We start from the raw sequence: 16,641 nt of genomic DNA, 5'->3' as shown, positions 1-16,641 counted from the left end.
CTGCCGCTCCCCGTCGGCACGAGGGCTGTGCCCGCCTTCCTGCCCAGCCCGGTCGAACCACTCCCCCACCAGCTGCTCGCCGCCCTGGCCCAGCACCGCATGGCCACCAACCAGCAACTCCAGGACCTGCTGCGCCCCCAAGCCGCTCGGCAGACCATCTCCATTCCACTGAACCGGCTGCACAAGGAGGGACTGGTCGCCTTCACTGTGCTCCCCAAGTCCAACGGCAGGCGGGCTTGGTTCCTCACCCCGGAGGGGGCTCGCATCACCCGTGACTGGTCGCAGCTGCGCGGCCGACCGCCCTACCCGATCACCTCAGCCTCGGCCGCCTCGATGAAAACGCCGCACGTGCTGACCGTGGTCCGTGCCCACCTCGCCTTCGTCGGTGACGCGCGCCGCCGCGGCGACGAACACGGCCACCTCGACTGGACTCCCGAGGTCGCCCACTCACTCGGAGACAGCGAGCGCGTCATCGCCGACGCGCTGATGTACTACGTCCTGCACGCCGGTGACGGCAGCCGCACCAAGCTCCGCGCCCTGGTCGAAGTCGACCGTGCCACCACCAGCAGTGAGCGTCTGGCCACCAAGCTCATCGACTACGCCCGCCTGCACACCTACACCCCCAGCACACCGGGGCGGCGCGCCGCCCAGGCGAACACGTTGCCGGCCTGGCAGCGCTGGTACCCCGTCTTCCCCCGCATCCTGTTCATCCTCACCGGCGCCGGCCCCCGCACCCTCGCCCACCGCATCGAAGACCTCCAGGCCATGACCGCCGAACACCCAGCCGTCGCCCAACTCGCCCGGAAGGTGCCGCTCGGCGCCGCCCTCCTGGACGACCTCGAACAACACGGCCCCACCGGGCCCGTCTGGACCCCGCTCAGCGCGCAGGGCGAACGCCGCTCCTGGACCCAGCTGTGAACCAGCCCCGAAGGCGCGCAGTTACTTGCCGCGCTGGCCGGCGCCACCCGTCTACAGGCTGCTGCGCTTCTGCATCGGCGCGTACCGCAGGATGCTGCGGGCCGCCTCGACCTCCCGCCGGAAGCGTTCGCGAAAGCCGCTGTTGCCGGACAGTTCGGGGCGCACCGTCTTCACGGCGATGGTACGACCGCTGCGCGAGTGAGCGAGGTAGACCGTGCCCCTGCCACCGCTGCCGAGCCGGGCCCGCGGCGTGTATGGGCCAATGTTGGCTGGATCTCCCGCATCCAGCGGCTCCATCGCGCACCCCCTTGCGTCCCGCAGCTGCCCAACAGGTCCCACGGGCTCTGTCGACCCGCTCCGCTACCCATGCAACTCCTGCCACAGAAGTGGCAGTTGAGACAGCGGTCTGGATTCCGCATATGCCATCACCTGTACGGACAGTCACCCCTTTTATTGGCGTCAGAGCGGAGATTTCCGGCCCCGCCGATCGACTGCACCCCGACTGACCAGTGCCGAAGTTACGACCAAAACGTACCGAACTGCGCCACACGGCTACCAGAACAGCATGGCTTCTTCACGGAGCGTGGCGCTAGTGTGCCCCTCTACGGCAAAACCGGAAGACACCCCTCACGCGTAACTGCGTTTCCACACCAAGGGGTGTTCCGGGCTTCACGCTCCAGAACCAGGCAAGCGAGACCCAACGCGCCATACGGGGAGGACCAGTTGATCCTCGCACCACGACGTCACCGTCACACCACGCCCATGCGCTGGCAAGCCGCAGCTGCCTCAGTCGCCGCCTTAGTCCTGCTGAGCGCCTGCAGCGACAACAAGGCCGACAAGAGTTCGGACAAGGACCCCACCACGGCTGTCACACCGTCGACGGCAACGTCCCAGACGCCGCAGAGCGCGTCTCCGGAAGCCACCGAGAAGGCGGCCGTCCTCGCGTCGTACAACGCGATGTGGGTGGAGCAGATGAAGGCTTACCGCAAGGCCGATGCTGCGGGCACCGACCTGGAGAAGTACGCGACGCTTGATGCCTTGGGCAAGGTACGGATCGACCTCGCCAAGATGAAGCAGCGAGGCACGGTGATCCGGGGTGACATGGGGCACCAAGTCACCGTGACCAACCTAGATCTCAGCGCCAAGACTCCGACTGCGGCAATGACTGACTGCGTCGACCTGTCGAATTGGCAGACATGGGATACCAAGGCCAACAAGCCCATCCCCCTTCCGAGCGCTCAGCCCATGCGCTACCTCGCGCAGGTGAAAGCCGAACGGTGGGATGGCGGCAGGTGGATGATCACGGACTTCACCACGAAGGGCAGCCAGCCATGCGGCGGCTGACAACCACAGCCGCGATCCTTCTAGCCAGCTCCATGTCCACGGCGGTCGCGCAAGCCGACGGCGGGCCGACTGTAGGAAATGACCCAGGATGCCAGGGTTCGGAGGCATGGGTCAGCGTGTGCGCCCGAGACAACATCGACAGCCCCGGATCTAGCGGACAGAAACCAACAGCAGCCAAGTCAGGAGCCTCCACCAGCACTCCCCCGCCGTGCACCTATAACAAGTTGGTCCCGCAGCCTCCGCCCGGGAACCTGGGCTGGGAGGGGCACAAGCCCGGCGACAAGGGTGCGGTGTATCAGGTGTACTGCCCCGACACGATGCGGATCGGGGTGTCGTGGATCCCGGACGGCGGCCCTGCGGCGCCTCCGGTTGACCCCGAAGTCCTGGCCCACCGCGCGGTCGATTCGATGAAGCTGGTGGGGCCGGACATCGCCAGTCCGCAGGCTGCGGGCACGTACGCGGTGGGGGTGCCGATGTGGTTGTGGGTGAACCAGTCCCCCACCACGTTCGGTCCGAACACGGCGACCGCGTCCGCGGGCGCGGTGACGGTGTCAGCGACCGCCAAGGTTGCCTCCATCATCTGGAAGTTCGGTGACGGCACGTCGGTGACCTGCCACGGCCCCGGCACCGTGTACCAGGCGTCGTCCGGCATGAAGCCGTCACCGACGTGCGGCCACACCTTCGCCAAGTCGTCGGCGGGACAGTCCGGCCAGAAGTTCGCGCTGACGGCCACGGCGACATGGCAGGTCAACTGGACGGTCACGGCCGGCGCCGTGGACGCGGGCCAATTCCCCGAGGTCCGCCAGTCTCAGACCCAGGTCGGGGTCGGGGAACTCCAGGCCGTCGGCAACTGAGCGTGAGAGCGAAAGGCGTTACAGCGTGAGCAAGACGGCAGCGCCCGCCTCAGCGGCGGGTCCCATTCCGGCACAGCCTGGCCCCCCGTCCCTGCGGTGGCAGGCCCGGCGCCGTCGGCCGAGGGTGCTCGCCCTGGCCGCGGCACTGATCGCGGCAGGCGCGGTGGGCAACTACTGGTACTGGACGCAGAACGGCCAGCGCACCCCGGTCCTGGTCATGGCCCGGGACGTGGCAGCGGGCACGGTGATCCAGGACGCGGACCTCGCGGAGGCATCGGTGGCGCTGGATCCCGCGCTCAAGGCGATCGGGACGGGACAGCGCGCGCAGGTGGTCGGCAAGCGCGCCGCTGTCGAACTGCTGCCCGGTGCGCTGCTCGCGCCGGGGCAGATCACCAGCCGCACGCTGGTGCACCCCGACGAGCAGCTGGTCGGGCTGAACCTGAAACCGGGGCAGATGCCGGACTCCCCGCTGAAGCCGGAGGACCAAGTCCAGGTCGTGTTCACCGGCGACAGCGGAGCCACAGCACCGGGCAAGAACGGCAAGCCGGGCCAGGACAGCGGCCCGGCCACCGTGGATGCACGGATCGTCCGCGTGGGCACCAAGCAGGACAGCACGGGCCAGCAAGTGATCGACGTAGCGGTCAAGTCGGCGGACGGACCGCGGCTGGCAGCTCAGGCCGCGGCCGGAACGGTTGCGCTGGCTGTGAAGGCGGCGAGCGGGGCCGGTTCCTGATGGCGGTCATCGCTCTGGTGGGGGTGCCGGGGGCGCCCGGGGTGACGTCAACGGCACTGGGCCTGCTGCGGATGTGGCCGGTGGAGCACGGCCGGCGGGTGCTGCTGGCCGAGTGCTGCCCTGACGGGGGCGCCGTGCTGGCGGGGGCGTTGCAGAGCCGGCTGACGGCCGACCGCGGCCTGCACAATCTGGCCGCCTCCCGCCGCAGTGTCAGCCTGCAGGACGCGTTCTGGACCCAGCTCGTGCGGATTTCCGACGAGGACCGGCGTGATGACCCCACCCGGATGCTGCTGCCCGGACTGACCAGCCCCGCCGAGGCAGCCGGGCTCGCACCGGAATGGGGGGCGATCGCGGATCTGTTCGTCGGGATCGACCGGATCGAGCAGCACGGTCATGACGTGCTGCTCGACCTGGGCCGCAACGGGGCCTTCGGCCCGGCCCGGGTCCTGGCCCAGCGTGCCGACCTGGTGCTGCTGGTGATGCGCAGCACCTTGCGCAGCCTGCACATGGCCGCTGCCCGCGTCAGGATGCTCACCGCGCTGCTGGACGGCGAGGGCCGGCGCTCGGGGCGCCTGGGGGTGCTGCTGATTACCGAGGGGCCGTATGCGGCGCGGGAGGTGGAGGAGCACTTGCAGGTGCCGGTGGTGGCGAGTCTGCCGTTTCGGCCGCAGGAGGCCGCCGTGCTGTCCGACGGGGCCGCGGAGGGCAAGCGGTTTCGGGAGAGCAAGCTGATGCGGGCCGTCCTGGACGCCTCGACCCCGATCCGGCAGCGGGTGGCCACCCAGCGCGCCCGCCTCGCCTCGCCCTTGCACCAGCGGATGATGGGAGGCCCCGGTGCACGCTGAACCGGTCTACAACGCAGAGCCCTATCCCCCGCGTCCGCCGGCCGCCCCTACCGGAGCATCTGCGCTGCCTGGCGTGCCGTCCGGCGCGACCCTGCCGCGCATGGTGGGCCAAGGGGCGGTTCCCCAGGTGCGGATCGACTACCGGGCGGCGCAGGAGATCAAGCGGATCGTCGTTGAGCAGCTGCTGAAGGAGAAGAAGAACAAGCCGTCGCTGGTCGGAGAAGTGGAGGAGCAGCGTGGCCGTGCTCTGATCGATGAGCAAGTGGCGGTCTGGTTGGACGCGACCGCCCACGGGGGCGGATATTCCCCGGTCGAGGAGCGGGAGTTGGCTGGGCTCGTCTTCGACATGTGTTTTCGGGCCGGGCGGCTGCAGCGTTACCTGGACGACGACCTGGTGGAGGACATCTGGATCGAGGGCCCGCACCGGGTGTTCCTCAAGTACAGCGACGACGCGGAGCCGGTCCAGGTCGCACCGGTCGCCGATTCCGAGGAGGAACTGCAGGAGCTGGTCCGGGACTTGATCAGGGCCAGTGGGCAGAGCGGGCGGACGTTTTCCACGTTCAGCCCGGAGGTCGAGCTGCGCCTCAAGGACGGCTCCCGGGTCCAGGCCCTGGGCCCCCAGGTCACGGGCGAGTTCACGCACGTCGCGATCCGCCGCCACCGCCTCAAGGACGCTGACCTGCCCAAGATGGTCAGCCTGGGTGCGCTCGATGAGCAGATGGCCGACCTCCTGCGCGCCTGTGTCCGGGCGCGGCGCAACATCATCTTCGCCGGGGAGCAGTCCTCCGGTAAGACGTCGATGCTGCGGGCGGTGTTGCGGGAGATTCCCGCGAGCGAGCGGTTCGGCACCTTGGAGACGACGTTCGAGCTGTGGACCCACAAGAACGGCTATCACCAGCATGTGGTGCCGATGGAGGCCAGAGCGTCCAACGGGGAGCGGGTGGACGGCCGGGCGGCGGGCGAGATCACGCTGCTGGACCTGCTGAAGAGCGCGAAGCGGATGTCGCTGGCCCGGGTGGTGGTCGGGGAGGTCCGCGGTGAGGAGATCACCGCGATGATGCAGGCGATGACGTCGGACCGGCCCGGCAACATGTGCACCATCCACGCCTCCGAGCCCGAGGCGGTCTTCGACCGCATCGCGGAGCTGTACCTGCTGGCGCAGTCCAATTTCACGCCGGAACTGGCCTACCGCCAGATCGCCAACGGTCTGCATTTCGTGGTGTTCTTGTCGGTCGATGAATCCGGGCCCGTCAAGCGGCGTTTCGTCTCTCACATCTGGGAGGTCAAGCCCGTGGGTCCGGACGGCCGCCCGACCTACAACGAGATCTACCGGCCGGCCAGCGAGTGGGACCAGCGGGCGGTGCCCTATGCCCCGCTGTCGGTACGCAACCGGCAGAAACTGGAGGCCGCGGGCCTGCGCACCAACCTGGTGGCGCAGCCTTCTGCCTGGCCGCACGAGGTGGGCGCATGATCACCGGATGGTGGTGGGCGCTGTCCGGGGCGTTGCTCGGCAGCGGTCTGGTCGCCCTGGTGGCCGGGCTGGTCGGAACAACTGTGCCCAAGGGGCCCGGGCTCTTGGACGGTTGGCGCCAGCAGTCCCGGTCGGGTCCAGTGGCCCGTAAAGCGGCTCGTCGCCGGGCCCTGTTCGGCGGGGCGCTGGTGGCGGGGGTGGCGGTGTGGCTGGTGAGCGGGGTGTTCGTGGTCGCGTTGATCGCGGCCGCCGCGGTGGTGGGCGTGCCGTGGCTGACGGCTCCGGTGGCGGCGACCCGGGAGCAGATGGCCAAGCGGGATGCGCTCGCCGAGTGGACGCAGCGCCTGGCGGAAGTACTGCGGCTGGGTGTGGCGATCGAGCAGGCGCTGAGGACCAGCCGCCGTCATGCTCCCCAGGCGCTGGAGGGGGAGATCGAGGAGCTGGTCGACAAGGTGGATGCCGGGTGGCCGCTCGGCGAGGCGGTGGAGGACTTCGGGCGCGCGCTGGACGACCCGACCGCGGACAAGGTGTGTGCCGCACTCAAGCTGTCGGTCACCGACCCCGGGCCCGGCCTCGCGCAGGCGATGCAGGACATGTCCGCGTCCCTGCGGGACGAGGTGAGTGCGCGTCAGAAGATTGAGGCGGAGCGGGAGAAGGCACGCACCGTCGTGCGCACACTCACCTTCATCACCCTGGCCCTGGTGCCGCTGGGCTTCACCGTCCCCCAGGTCACAGACGTCTTTACGACGCTGCTGGGCCAGCTGGTCCTGGGACTGCTCTCGGCGGCGTTCGTCGCCGTGCTGGTGTGGTCGCGCAGTTACGCCAATCGCGGCCGCACCGCCCGGGTCCTGGTTCCGGACGCGCGCAGCCCCGTCAAGGCGCCCGCCCGGATGGAGGTCGCCCCGTGACGACAACAGCGGTCGTGGCAGCCTTCGGCTGCCTGATCGGCGCGGGCCTGGCCCTGGTGGTGCGGGAACTCGCCCCGGCGCCACCGAAGTTGGGCCCGGCCCTCAAACGGCTCAGCCCGCCCGCCCCCACGGCCGGGACCGCCCTGCCCGAACAGCGCGCCGAGAATCTGGTGGGCGCGTGGCTGGTGGCCCGGATTCCGGCTCCGCTGCCCAGGGCCGACCTGAATCTGCTGAACCAGCCGGTCGAACAGTTCCTGCTGAACAAGTGCCTGCTCGCCTTCGTCGGGCTGGTCCTGCCGTCCGTGCTGAGCGCAGCCTGGATCCTGCTCGACATCACGCTGCCCCTGTTCGTGCCCGCCGTGGCCGGCTTACTGGCCGCGGTCCTGCTGTGGTTCGTGCCCGACCTCATGGTGCGCCGCGATGCCGGCCGGGCCCGAGAAGAGTTCACCCACGCCGTCACCGTCTACCTCGAACTGGTCGCCCTGCGCCTGGCCTCCAACATCGCCGTCGACCAAGCCTTGGAAGAAGCCGCCCGGGTCGGCTCCAGCTGGTCGTTCGTGCGCCTGCAAGAAGCCCTGCTGCGCGCCCGGATGGAGAAAACTTCGCCCTGGCAGGTACTCGAAGACCTCGGCACCCAGCTGGGGATCCCTGTGCTGCGGGACGTCGCGGACTTCGCCCAGATGTCCGGCCAGGACGGCGCCTCCATCTACGCACCCGTCCGGGCCCGCGCCAAGAGCACCCGCGATGAGCAGCTGTCCACCGCCGTGGCCAGGGCGAACGCCGACAGCGAGAAGATGCACATCCCCGGCGCCGTGATGTGTGTCCTCATCATGTGCCTGCTCGGCTTCCCCGTGGTGCTGAAACTGTTCGCGCTGTCCTGACGACAGAGCCACCTCACACCCCGCCGATCCCCCGCATTGTGTAAGGAGAACAAGCCGTGAAGGACACCTACTTGAAGGCCGGCGTCGCCGTGTCGCTGCTGACCGGCAAGGTCCGCGCACACCTCAACGAGGCGTACCAGGAGATGACCGAGCGCGGTGAGCGCGGCGACAATCCCGTGGTGACCGTGCTTTTGTGGGTTGCCGGCATCGGCATCGCGCTGAGCATCGTTGCCGCCCTGGTCGCGCTCGGCACGAAGGCGTCCACCAAGGTCGACAACGTGAACCTTGACGGCAAGTGAACGCACCGCGCAGGCCCTGGGGTTCGGACCGGGGCTCGAACCCGATCCAGATGGCCATCATCTATCCCTTCGTGATCGTCCTGATCCTCATGCTGCTGCAGGGGATCATGTGGGCGTACGCGCGCAACGCCGCCTACAGCTCCGCGAGGGCCGGCGTGGCGGCCGGCCGGCTGTACAGGGCCACCCCCGGCGACGGTGCCGCCAAGGCGAAGCGCGTGCTCGAAGAGGTGGGCTCCAGCCTGCTCACCGACCGGAGCGTGTCCACCGACGGCAGCACGCCCGAGCGGCTGCGGGTCCGCGTCGATGCACAAGCCCTGTCGATGATTCCGGGCATATCGGGGATCCATGTCCAAGCCACCGTGTCCGGGCCCATCGAGCGGTGGACCACGGCGGGAGCACCCTGATGACCCGCGCATTCTGGCTGCGGCGCCCGGCGGACGAGGGCAGCGTCGCCGTCGAGGCCGCCATCATCGTCCCGGTCCTGATCGTGCTCGTGCTTTTGTTCGTCGCCGGCGCCCGCCTCTCCCTGGCCGGGCAGAAGACGGATGCCGCCGCCCAGGCCGCCGCCCGGGCCGCCTCGCTGGCGCGAACTCCCGCCGCCGGAAGCGCCGATGCCAAGGCCGCGGCCGCCGACGCGTTCGCCTCCAGTGGCCAGGTCTGCAGCCACACCAGTGTCCAGGCCCAGGTGGAAGGGCTGGCTGTGCCGGTCGGGCAGGTGTCCACCGTGACGGTCACCGTGTCCTGCACCGTGCCGATCGGCGACCTGGTCCTCATCGGCGGCGGGCCCGGCGTACGCACCGTCCACTCCACCTTCACCTCGATCGTCGACGCCTACCGGGGGCGCGGATGAACCCGACCCTGCAGTGCTGGCTGATGGCCAGGCGCTCGCGGTGGGACGACCGCGGCGCCGTCCCGGTCTTCGTCGCCCTCATCATCGGGCCCCTGCTGCTGCTGTGCGGGCTCCTCACCATCGACGCGTTCGGGGTCCTGCGCGCCAAACAGCACGCCGACGATCTCTCGGTGGAGGCGGCGCGCGCCGCCCAGCAGGCCATCGACCCCGCCCAGGCGATCCCCGGCAAAGCCTTCGTCGCCAACCCCGCCGCCGCGTCCGCCGCCGCCCGCGTCTACCTCGCCAAGACCGGGGTCACCGGCACCGTCCAGATCACCGACGCCGGGCACACGGTGACGGTCACCGTCACCGGCCGCTACCCCGCCGCATTCCTGCCAAAGACGTTCACGGTGCACGCCACCAGCTCGGCCGCCCTCCTGCACGGCATCACCCAACCGGACCGATAGGGACTGCTCATGGCCCTGCCCCGCACCGCTGCTCGCCGTCGGCGCACACTGCCCGCCGTCCTGCGCGCCCTGGCCGCGCTCCTGGCGCTGGCGGCCCTCCTTACGGGCCTGCCCTGGCTGCTGTGGCAGGCCAGTGCCGCGCTGCTGCCCGGTGGCCTGGACGGACTGAGCCATCTGTTCACCCGAACCGACACCACCAGCGTGGCGTTGCTGTTCGTCGCGGCCGTCGGCTGGATCGGCTGGCTGTCCTTCGTCGTCTCGCTGCTCGTGGAGATCCCGGCCCGACTCAGGGGCCGCAGCGCGCCCCACCTGCCGGGGCTGCACCTGAGCCAGCGCGCCGCGGCCACGCTGGTGGGCAGCATCCTGGTACTGCTGCCCACCAGCACGGCACTGGCCGCCCCAGCCACCGCGCACGCCGTCACCACCACCCAACTCCCCAGCCAGGCCTCCCCCGCACCCACCACGCACGCCGCCGCACCGGCAGCCTCCACCACACCAGCCGCCGACACCTCCCCGGCACCCGCGGCCCACCACACCTACACGGTCCGCGAGCTGCGCCCCGCCGAGAGCCTGTGGAGCATCGCCGAACACCTCACCGGCCACGGCGAGCTCTACACCAAGATCGCTGCCGCGAACGAGGGCCACACCATGGCCGACGGCACCGTCTTCCGCACCAACTCCCCCATCCAGCCGGGCTGGATCCTGCAGCTTCCCGCCGACCTGCCGCTGCTCAACCCCACGCCCGCCCACGCCCAGACCACGGGCACCACGCCGGCGGGCACGCCGCACCGCGACACCGTCCGCCCCGGCGACAGCCTCTGGACGATCGCCGACCGCGAGTACCACGACGGCTCCCGCTACCAGGAGATCTTCGACGCGAACCGGGACAAGCCCCAGCCCGCCGGCGGCCAACTGACCGACCCCGACGACCTCGAAGTGGGCTGGAGCCTCGACATCCCAACACCCGCCGCACCCGCGCCCACTGATCCGGGGCACACCGCTCCGCCGCCCACCACCGAGAACCCGGCTCCGGCTGCGCCTGCCGCACCCCACGACGCCCCCCGGCCACAGGCCCCTTCGGCCACACCCGCAGCGCCGACCAGCACACCGGCCCGGACGGCCCCCTCCACCCCAGCACCCGCCACCCCCTCCGCCAGCCGCCCTCCCGCCTCGACCCCCTCCACAGCCCCCTCCATGGTCCCCGCCACACCGGCCACGCCCTCCACTCCCGCAGCTGCGCAGCCCGGCTCCTCCACACACCAGCGCGTCCAACTCACCACCGTGGCCGGGGCCTTCGTGCTCCTGGCCGCCGCCATCACCGGCGCCCTCACGCTGCGCCGTATCCTCCAGCGCCGACGCCGCGCACCCGGCGAGACAATCGCCATCGCCGAGGAAACCTCGCCGGCCGCAGCCCAGCTGTCCGAGGCTGCCGCGCCCACCCTCGTCGACGAACTCGACTGCGCCCTGCGCACCCTGGCCCACCACGCCCAGGCCGACAACCGGCCGCTCCCCGTGCTCCGGGGCGCCCGGCTCAGCCGGCAGGCCATCGAGGTCCTGCCGGGCGAAGCGGACACCGACCCTCAACGGCCCTTCGTGGCGGGCACGGACGGCTGGTGGGAGCTCCCCACCACCGCGGTACTGCTCAGCGGGGACGAGGCCGCATCCGTCGCGGCCCCCTACCCGGTCCTGACCACCATCGGCGCCACCGAGGACGACAGCGTCGTGCTCCTCAACCTGGCCCACCCGCGCGTCGTCCTCCTCGACGGCACGGCCGAACACATCCGTGAGGCCTGCACCTCCATCGCGCTGGAGCTCGGCATGAGCCCCTGGGCCGAGCACGTGGAGATCGTGACGCTCGGGTTCGGCGACGAGCTGCCGCAGCTGCTGCCCACCTCGCGCATCGCGCACAAGCGCGAGCCCGCCCACGCCGTGCGCGACCTCGGCGACTGGATGCTCACCGCCTATCAACAACCCGACGAAGCCGCCCTGCCCTACCTCCTGCTGTGTGCGGCAGAGCTGGACGGCGACACCGCCTGGCAGCTCGCCGAGGCCCTCGACAAGGCCGGCGACCTCCCGGTGACCCTGGTCGCCTCCGCCTCCCCAACCAGCCACCACTTCCCCGACGCCGAGATCCTCGACGCCTCCTCGTCCGAGCTCCAGGACCTGGACGCCATCGGTCTCCCGCTCCGGCTGCAGCGCCTCGACGACGCGGCCTTCCAGCAGATCGCAGCCGAGCTCCGGATCTCCGGTCAACCGCCCATCCTCGCCGAAGGCGTCTGGCAGAACGTGCCGGCCGAAGCCGCAGCACCTCCCTCCACCACTCCCACCACGCCCACGCCCGTCGAGGCGGAACCCGCTACCACCGCCCCGAAGGCCGAGGCCAGCCCGCAGGCCCCTGCTCCCACGGGCCTCGGGGCGTTCCCGGCCTTGGTGACCGCCAGCACCGACCCGGCCGCCCTCCACCTCGTGCCCGCCGGGCCCCAGGCATCCAGTCCACAGCCCACCGACACCCCAGTCACCTCCGACACCGAGGCCGAGGCATCCGAGCCGGTCTCCTCCACTGGGAGCGCCGTGCCCGCCGCAGAAGACGAAAGGGAAGCCCCAGAGGCCCACGACCTGCACGCCCCCGAAATCAGCGTGCTCGGGCCCGTACACGTCCCCGGCCTCTCCAGCTCCGGTCACGGCCCGCGCGCAGCCCAACTCGCCGCCCTGATGTTCTTCAAGCCCGGCCGCCGCGCCGACACCCTGTGCGTCGACATGGACCCGCTCACCCCCTGGTCGAAGAAGACCCTCGACTCACGGCTGGGCGATCTCCGCCGCGGCTTCGGCGACGACCCACACGGCAACCCCTACGTCCCCCGGCGCACCACCCGCGATGACACCTACAACCTCTCCCCCCAAGTCCGCTGCGACTGGACCAAGTTCCAGCAGCTCGCCGAGCGCGCCCTCGCCAACGGGCCGGCCTGCGTGGGCGACCTGGAGCGCGCCCTCGGACTGGTCCGTGGGAAGCCCTTTGGCGCCAACGCCCTGCCCTGGGCATTGCCGCACCAGCAGGAGATGATCACTCGGATCGTCGACGTCGCCCACACCGTCGCCACCTGGCGCATGGCCCCCGGCCCCCACCACGACCTCGCCGCCGCCCGCCAGGCCGTCGCCACCGCACTCGACGTGGACCAGACCGCAGAGATCATCTACCGCGACTGGCTAAGAATCGAACATGCTGCCGGAAGCCGTCCCGGCCTCTTCACCGCCTCCACTCGCGTCCAGCAGATCAGCCGCGAAAACCGGTGCCCGCTGGACCCCGAGACCGAACGCCTCATCGACAGCCTTCTCGGAGCGGGGCAGCGTGCACAAGGCTTCTAGGACAGCCGGGACCATCCGACGTCCGCAGGCAGACGCACTGTCGCCGGCACGTAATAGTGCACACCGCGCCGCGGGCGTGTGCGCACCCCACCGGGCAGTGCGCAGTCGCCAGTGCGCAGTGCGCGTTCGACTGTCCAGGACCTGCGCAGGCTGCCAACCGCCCATCGCCCAGGCCCCGATGGCGCGCGCGGATCCGCCGCCCATCGGGCCAGCGTCTGTGCCTTCAGCGACCTTCGCAGACCCCGCCGGTGCGCATGCTCGTGACCTTCGCGTCGCCTACGGTGCTCTGGCCGGTCTGCTCCTGCCGCGTGCCGCGTACAAACTAGCCGTCCCGGCGGGCGAGACCTGGCGGGCATACTGCCCGGCAGGACACCCCGCACAGGCCTGGCTCGGACTCCCCCCACTGCAAGAACTGCGCCACCGAGAATCAGACCGCTCCCCGCGCCCGGCGCTGGTACGGGCCCTCTGCTCCAGTCGTCGCGCGCTGATCACCATCCTGGGATGCGGTGTTCTGGCCCATACGACGGAGCCCAGGCCCGAAATGGCTATCTGGCTGCTCCTCACTCCGATCCTTGTGCTGCTCGCCTGGGTCGACGCCACCGTCCACCGCCTGCCCGCCATCCTGACCCTCCCCCTCACGGCGGCAACGCTGCTCCTGCTCGGCACCGCCGCGCTCTTCCCGAACGCAGGCGGATCCTGGCCGACCGCACTGAGCGGTGCGCTGGCCCTGGGCGGCGGCTACTTCGTGCTCTTCCTGATCAGTCCTCGGAGCCTCGGGTTCGGCGACGTGAAACCCGCCGTCGCGCTCGGGACCATGGTCGGCTGGTACAGCTGGCACACACTCGCCTCGGTGTCATCGCCGGCCAACTCCTCGCCGCCGCCTTTGGACTTGGGGTCATCGCGCTGCGCAGAGCCCATGTGAAATCTGCAATCCCCTACGGTCCATTCCTCATCTGCGGCACCCTGGTGGCCATGATCGCGCGATGACACTACCGAGCCCGCTCCGGACACTGACCGCTCGCCAGCAAGTAGCCGGGCAGGATGGTCCCGTCCGCCATCGCGGACCTACCGTCGCCGCCGTCCTCAGGGGATGCCACTTCGAGCCCGTCGAAGCGGCTTTGGCGGTAGGTGCGCAGGCCCGGAGCCGTTGCCCCATCTCACTGCGCAGCGCATCGTCGGCGGCCCTGTAGCGAGTTCGGGTGAGTGCGGTTCGTTTTCACGTGACGGTTCGACGGTCACGGCCTCCCTGGCCGCTTCGATCGTCAGCGTCCACTGCTATCGTCCGCCGCGTGACGAGCGACAAAGAGGTTTTGGACTCGATCCGGCAGGACTCCGGTCTCGCTGAGCTGTTGTGGCACGTCTGCCAGTTTGATCTCTCTCGCAGCGAGCACGGCGAACCTGTCCGCCTCTCGTCCGAGATCCCTCTTGATGCAGTTGCCGGAGACTTCACCGGTGGAACGTGCCTCCTGACATGAGAGTGGCTCGATACTGTCCGGCTCTCTCTTGGATTTCCCTGCGGCGTCAGTCCCCGGTAGCACAGGATGGGAAGAATCGTTGCCGACCCCACTGCCTGGGGCCGGCGGGGCACTAGGGGGCACTGTGGCAGAGCTCGTCATGATGGCGGTGGACGGGGACGGCGAAGGCGCTGCCGTCTTCGAGGTTGAGCCCGGCTTGGGGGGCTCGGATCTGGAACTTGCAGCGGACGATGGCCTGGTGGCACGTGCCCAAACGTCGCTCCGTGAAGCACTGGACCGTGTGAGGCCAGCCTTGTCGCAGGTCTCTGAGACGGTCCGAGAACTCAAGCCCGATGAGATGGAGATCCAGTTCGGGCTGAAGATCGGCGGCGAAAGCGGCGTGATCATCGCCAAGGGAACAACAGAGGTGAACTTCGCCGTCCGGGTGGTCTGGAAGAGCTCCTGATCCAGGTGCACGCTGGCCGAGAGGGTTTCATCGTAGCGATCCGGTCACCAGCCTCAGGGGCTCCCGTTGGCCTCGGGTTCGTTGTCGGGGACCGGTACATGGTCACGTGCGCACACGTCGTCAATGCGGCGCTCGGCCGCGACAAGCACCACCGTGAACGCCCTGACGACGGCGCACGCGTTCAGGTCGAGTTCGTGCTGCTCGGCGACGTTGACGGCGCACCGCTGCGCATCTGCCGGGTGGCGGCATGGGATCCGCCTGAAGGATCAAGCGGATCCGGACGTGATGTAGCTGGCTTGGTGGTTGTCGGCGGAGACACGCTGCCGGTCGGCGCAGGGCCAGCGCGGTTGGTCGACGCGCGCATAGGCCAGGCCCCCGACGCGCAGGTTTCGGTGTTCGGCTATCCAAGCACCCCCGACCGAAGAGACAAGGGTGCTTGGGCCACTTGCTCCATTCGGGGAGCGGTCGGCGGTGGCTTGATCCAGCTCGACGCCCGGGCCGAGGCAGCTTTGCGAGCTCAGCCCGGGTACAGCGGCTCGCCGGTCGTGGCGACGGATCGCTGGGGCGACGCAGCAGTGGGAATGCTCGCAATCGCTAGCAGGGGAGGCGCAGCGCAAGATGCCTATGCGATACCGCTGTCGGAAGTGGCGGCGGTATGGCCCGAGGCTCTGGGCCGGTTGGTGCTGCCACCTTGTCCGTACCGAGGACTTCAGGCGTTCACGGCCGCGGACGCTCAGGCCGGCGTGTTCGTGGGGCGCGAGCGTGAGGTCAAACGGCTCCGGGACATGGTCAAAGGGCAGCCACTCGTTGTGGTCACAGGTCCTTCCGGGGTAGGCAAGTCCTCCCTTGTTGCGGCAGGTCTGCATCCCGCACTCTCGGCCGACGGGTGGAGCGTGGCCTCCTTCCGACCGGGGGTAACCCCGTACGAATCGGTTGCCCGGGCCCTGCTGGATCTTGAGCATCCTGGAGCAAACCATTCTCTTGAGCAGCTGGACCACCGCGCCCAGGTCCTGCGAAAAGACGGATTCTGGCCGGTGGCTTCACGGGTTGCGCTGCTGACGGGCAAGCGTCTGGCGCTCGTCGGGGATCAGTTCGAGGAAGTGTTAAGTGCGAGTCCGGACACGGAGAAGGCGCTGGGATTCCTGCAGCGTCTGTTCCCGCCCCCGGACACAGTGCAGGATGCGAACGTCCGTCTGGTCTGCACACTGCGCGCCGATTTTCTTCCTGATCTGCTGGAACTACCTGATATCGGTCCCCGGCTACAGGACCGACAGTTGAACGTCTCTCCGCTGGACGAGGTGGCACTGACACGCGTGATCGTGGAGCCTGCGCAGCTTGCCGGCGTGGCCTTCAGCCCAGGGCTGGCCGAAGAGATCGCTTCCGAAGCCAGCAAGGCAGCGGGAAGCCTGCCACTGCTGGAGTTCACCCTGACCGAGCTGTGGCCCTTGCAGCGCGAGCGCCAGATTACCTTCGACAGCTATCGCGGCCTCGGAGGCGTATCCGGAGCACTGAACCAGCATGCGGAGAAGGCCTACGAATGGCTACGGCACCAGCTCCGCTTGGACGAACAACGCGTCCGTCGTGTACTCCTTTCCATGATTCGCGCCCGTGGTGGATCTTCCAGCGCTGTCCGCGTTACGGCAGATCGTTCCTATCTCGGGAATGACTGGTATATCGCCCAACTGCTCGCGGACCCGGACCGCCGTCTGGTCATCCTGGGGTCTGATGGCCCCGAGACGGCCGAGATCGCCCACGAGGCCCTGATCCGCGAGTGGAGCAGGCTGTCCGTGTGGGTTGAAGAAGACGCGG

General features: G+C 69.6%; 16 protein-coding genes and 1 pseudogene. 16 read left to right on the top strand and 1 reads right to left on the bottom strand.

Translation table 11 applies throughout. The features are described from left to right. Complete coding sequence (locus OG522_RS40520) at positions 1–918, top strand: replication-relaxation family protein (protein WP_329468659.1); 918 nt, start codon at positions 1–3, stop codon at positions 916–918. 51 nt (positions 919–969) lie between these two features. Here the strand turns inward: OG522_RS40520 and OG522_RS40515 are convergent, their stop codons facing one another. After that, a complete protein-coding gene (locus OG522_RS40515) occupies positions 970–1,215 on the bottom strand; it encodes a hypothetical protein (RefSeq protein ID WP_329468522.1) in 246 nt (81 codons plus the stop codon). Between the two features lie 465 nt (positions 1,216–1,680). Here OG522_RS40515 and OG522_RS40510 point away from each other — a divergent pair, with 465 nt between their 5' ends. The 15 genes and pseudogenes from OG522_RS40510 to OG522_RS40440 all read left to right on the top strand — a co-directional run. Then, entirely contained in the window at positions 1,681–2,262 is a 582-nt protein-coding gene (locus OG522_RS40510; RefSeq protein ID WP_329468521.1) for a hypothetical protein, read from the top strand. A gap of 224 nt (positions 2,263–2,486) precedes the next feature. Continuing rightward, positions 2,487–3,116, top strand: coding sequence for an ATP/GTP-binding protein (locus OG522_RS40505; protein WP_329468520.1), 630 nt, complete (start codon positions 2,487–2,489; stop codon positions 3,114–3,116). A 25-nt stretch (positions 3,117–3,141) separates the two neighbouring features. Continuing rightward, a complete protein-coding gene (locus OG522_RS40500; RefSeq protein ID WP_329468519.1) occupies positions 3,142–3,849 on the top strand; it encodes an SAF domain-containing protein in 708 nt (235 codons plus the stop codon). After that, a complete protein-coding gene (locus OG522_RS40495) occupies positions 3,849–4,694 on the top strand; it encodes a hypothetical protein (RefSeq protein ID WP_329468518.1) in 846 nt (281 codons plus the stop codon). Before OG522_RS40500 ends, OG522_RS40495 begins: the two co-directional genes overlap by 1 nt. Before the next feature lie 100 nt (positions 4,695–4,794). After that, the gene (locus OG522_RS40490) at positions 4,795–6,165 is read left to right on the top strand and encodes a CpaF family protein (RefSeq protein WP_329468515.1); all 1,371 of its coding nucleotides are present in this window, start codon (positions 4,795–4,797) and stop codon (positions 6,163–6,165) included. Further along, positions 6,162–7,073 carry a type II secretion system F family protein gene (locus tag OG522_RS40485; protein WP_329468514.1) on the top strand — a complete coding sequence of 304 codons (912 nt, stop codon included), beginning with the start codon at positions 6,162–6,164 and terminating at the stop codon, positions 7,071–7,073. The genes OG522_RS40490 and OG522_RS40485 overlap by 4 nt, the downstream gene beginning before the upstream one ends. Continuing rightward, a complete protein-coding gene (locus tag OG522_RS40480; protein ID WP_329468513.1) occupies positions 7,070–7,954 on the top strand; it encodes a hypothetical protein in 885 nt (294 codons plus the stop codon). Before OG522_RS40485 ends, OG522_RS40480 begins: the two co-directional genes overlap by 4 nt. 56 nt (positions 7,955–8,010) lie before the next feature. Beyond that, entirely contained in the window at positions 8,011–8,253 is a 243-nt protein-coding gene (locus OG522_RS40475; RefSeq protein ID WP_329468512.1) for a hypothetical protein, read from the top strand. A gap of 50 nt (positions 8,254–8,303) precedes the next feature. Continuing rightward, positions 8,304–8,657, top strand: a complete 354-nt coding sequence (locus tag OG522_RS40470) for a pilus assembly protein (RefSeq protein ID WP_329468511.1) — start codon at positions 8,304–8,306, stop codon at positions 8,655–8,657. Then, on the top strand, positions 8,657–9,103 hold the full coding sequence (locus OG522_RS40465) for a TadE/TadG family type IV pilus assembly protein (protein WP_329468509.1): 447 nt from the start codon (positions 8,657–8,659) through the stop codon (positions 9,101–9,103). Before OG522_RS40470 ends, OG522_RS40465 begins: the two co-directional genes overlap by 1 nt. Then, positions 9,100–9,549 carry a hypothetical protein gene (locus OG522_RS40460; protein ID WP_329468507.1) on the top strand — a complete coding sequence of 150 codons (450 nt, stop codon included), beginning with the start codon at positions 9,100–9,102 and terminating at the stop codon, positions 9,547–9,549. Before OG522_RS40465 ends, OG522_RS40460 begins: the two co-directional genes overlap by 4 nt. 9 nt (positions 9,550–9,558) lie before the next feature. Continuing rightward, on the top strand, positions 9,559–12,912 hold the full coding sequence (locus OG522_RS40455; RefSeq protein ID WP_329468506.1) for a LysM peptidoglycan-binding domain-containing protein: 3,354 nt from the start codon (positions 9,559–9,561) through the stop codon (positions 12,910–12,912). Between the two features lie 217 nt (positions 12,913–13,129). Then, on the top strand, positions 13,130–13,834 hold the full coding sequence (locus tag OG522_RS40450; protein WP_329468505.1) for a prepilin peptidase: 705 nt from the start codon (positions 13,130–13,132) through the stop codon (positions 13,832–13,834). A gap of 677 nt (positions 13,835–14,511) precedes the next feature. Beyond that, positions 14,512–14,832: a CU044_2847 family protein gene (locus tag OG522_RS40445; RefSeq protein ID WP_329468504.1), complete on the top strand. Its 321-nt coding sequence runs from the start codon at positions 14,512–14,514 to the stop codon at positions 14,830–14,832. Between the two features lie 5 nt (positions 14,833–14,837). Continuing rightward, a pseudogene (locus OG522_RS40440) lies at positions 14,838–16,622 on the top strand (serine protease); the annotation flags it as partial. Positions 16,623–16,641 lie beyond the last annotated feature (19 nt).

Source organism: Streptomyces sp. NBC_01431, from assembly GCF_036231355.1.
Classification (GTDB): domain Bacteria; phylum Actinomycetota; class Actinomycetes; order Streptomycetales; family Streptomycetaceae; genus Streptomyces.
Note: the sequence above shows the minus strand (reverse complement) of the source record. Positions and strands in the feature narration are given on the sequence as shown.

Bases quoted from the DNA above. Each gene is read 5' to 3' on its own strand.
- OG522_RS40515 (WP_329468522.1), bottom strand. From the start codon at position 1,215: ATGGAGCCGCTGGATGCGGGAGATCCAGCCAACATTGGCCCATACACG.
- OG522_RS40510 (WP_329468521.1), top strand. From the start codon at position 1,681: ATGCGCTGGCAAGCCGCAGCTGCCTCAGTCGCCGCCTTAGTCCTGCTG.
- OG522_RS40495 (WP_329468518.1), top strand. From the start codon at position 3,849: ATGGCGGTCATCGCTCTGGTGGGGGTGCCGGGGGCGCCCGGGGTGACG.
- OG522_RS40490 (WP_329468515.1), top strand. From the start codon at position 4,795: ATGGTGGGCCAAGGGGCGGTTCCCCAGGTGCGGATCGACTACCGGGCG.
- OG522_RS40485 (WP_329468514.1), top strand. From the start codon at position 6,162: ATGATCACCGGATGGTGGTGGGCGCTGTCCGGGGCGTTGCTCGGCAGC.
- OG522_RS40470 (WP_329468511.1), top strand. From the start codon at position 8,304: ATGGCCATCATCTATCCCTTCGTGATCGTCCTGATCCTCATGCTGCTG.
- OG522_RS40465 (WP_329468509.1), top strand. From the start codon at position 8,657: ATGACCCGCGCATTCTGGCTGCGGCGCCCGGCGGACGAGGGCAGCGTC.
- OG522_RS40460 (WP_329468507.1), top strand. From the start codon at position 9,100: ATGAACCCGACCCTGCAGTGCTGGCTGATGGCCAGGCGCTCGCGGTGG.
- OG522_RS40455 (WP_329468506.1), top strand. From the start codon at position 9,559: ATGGCCCTGCCCCGCACCGCTGCTCGCCGTCGGCGCACACTGCCCGCC.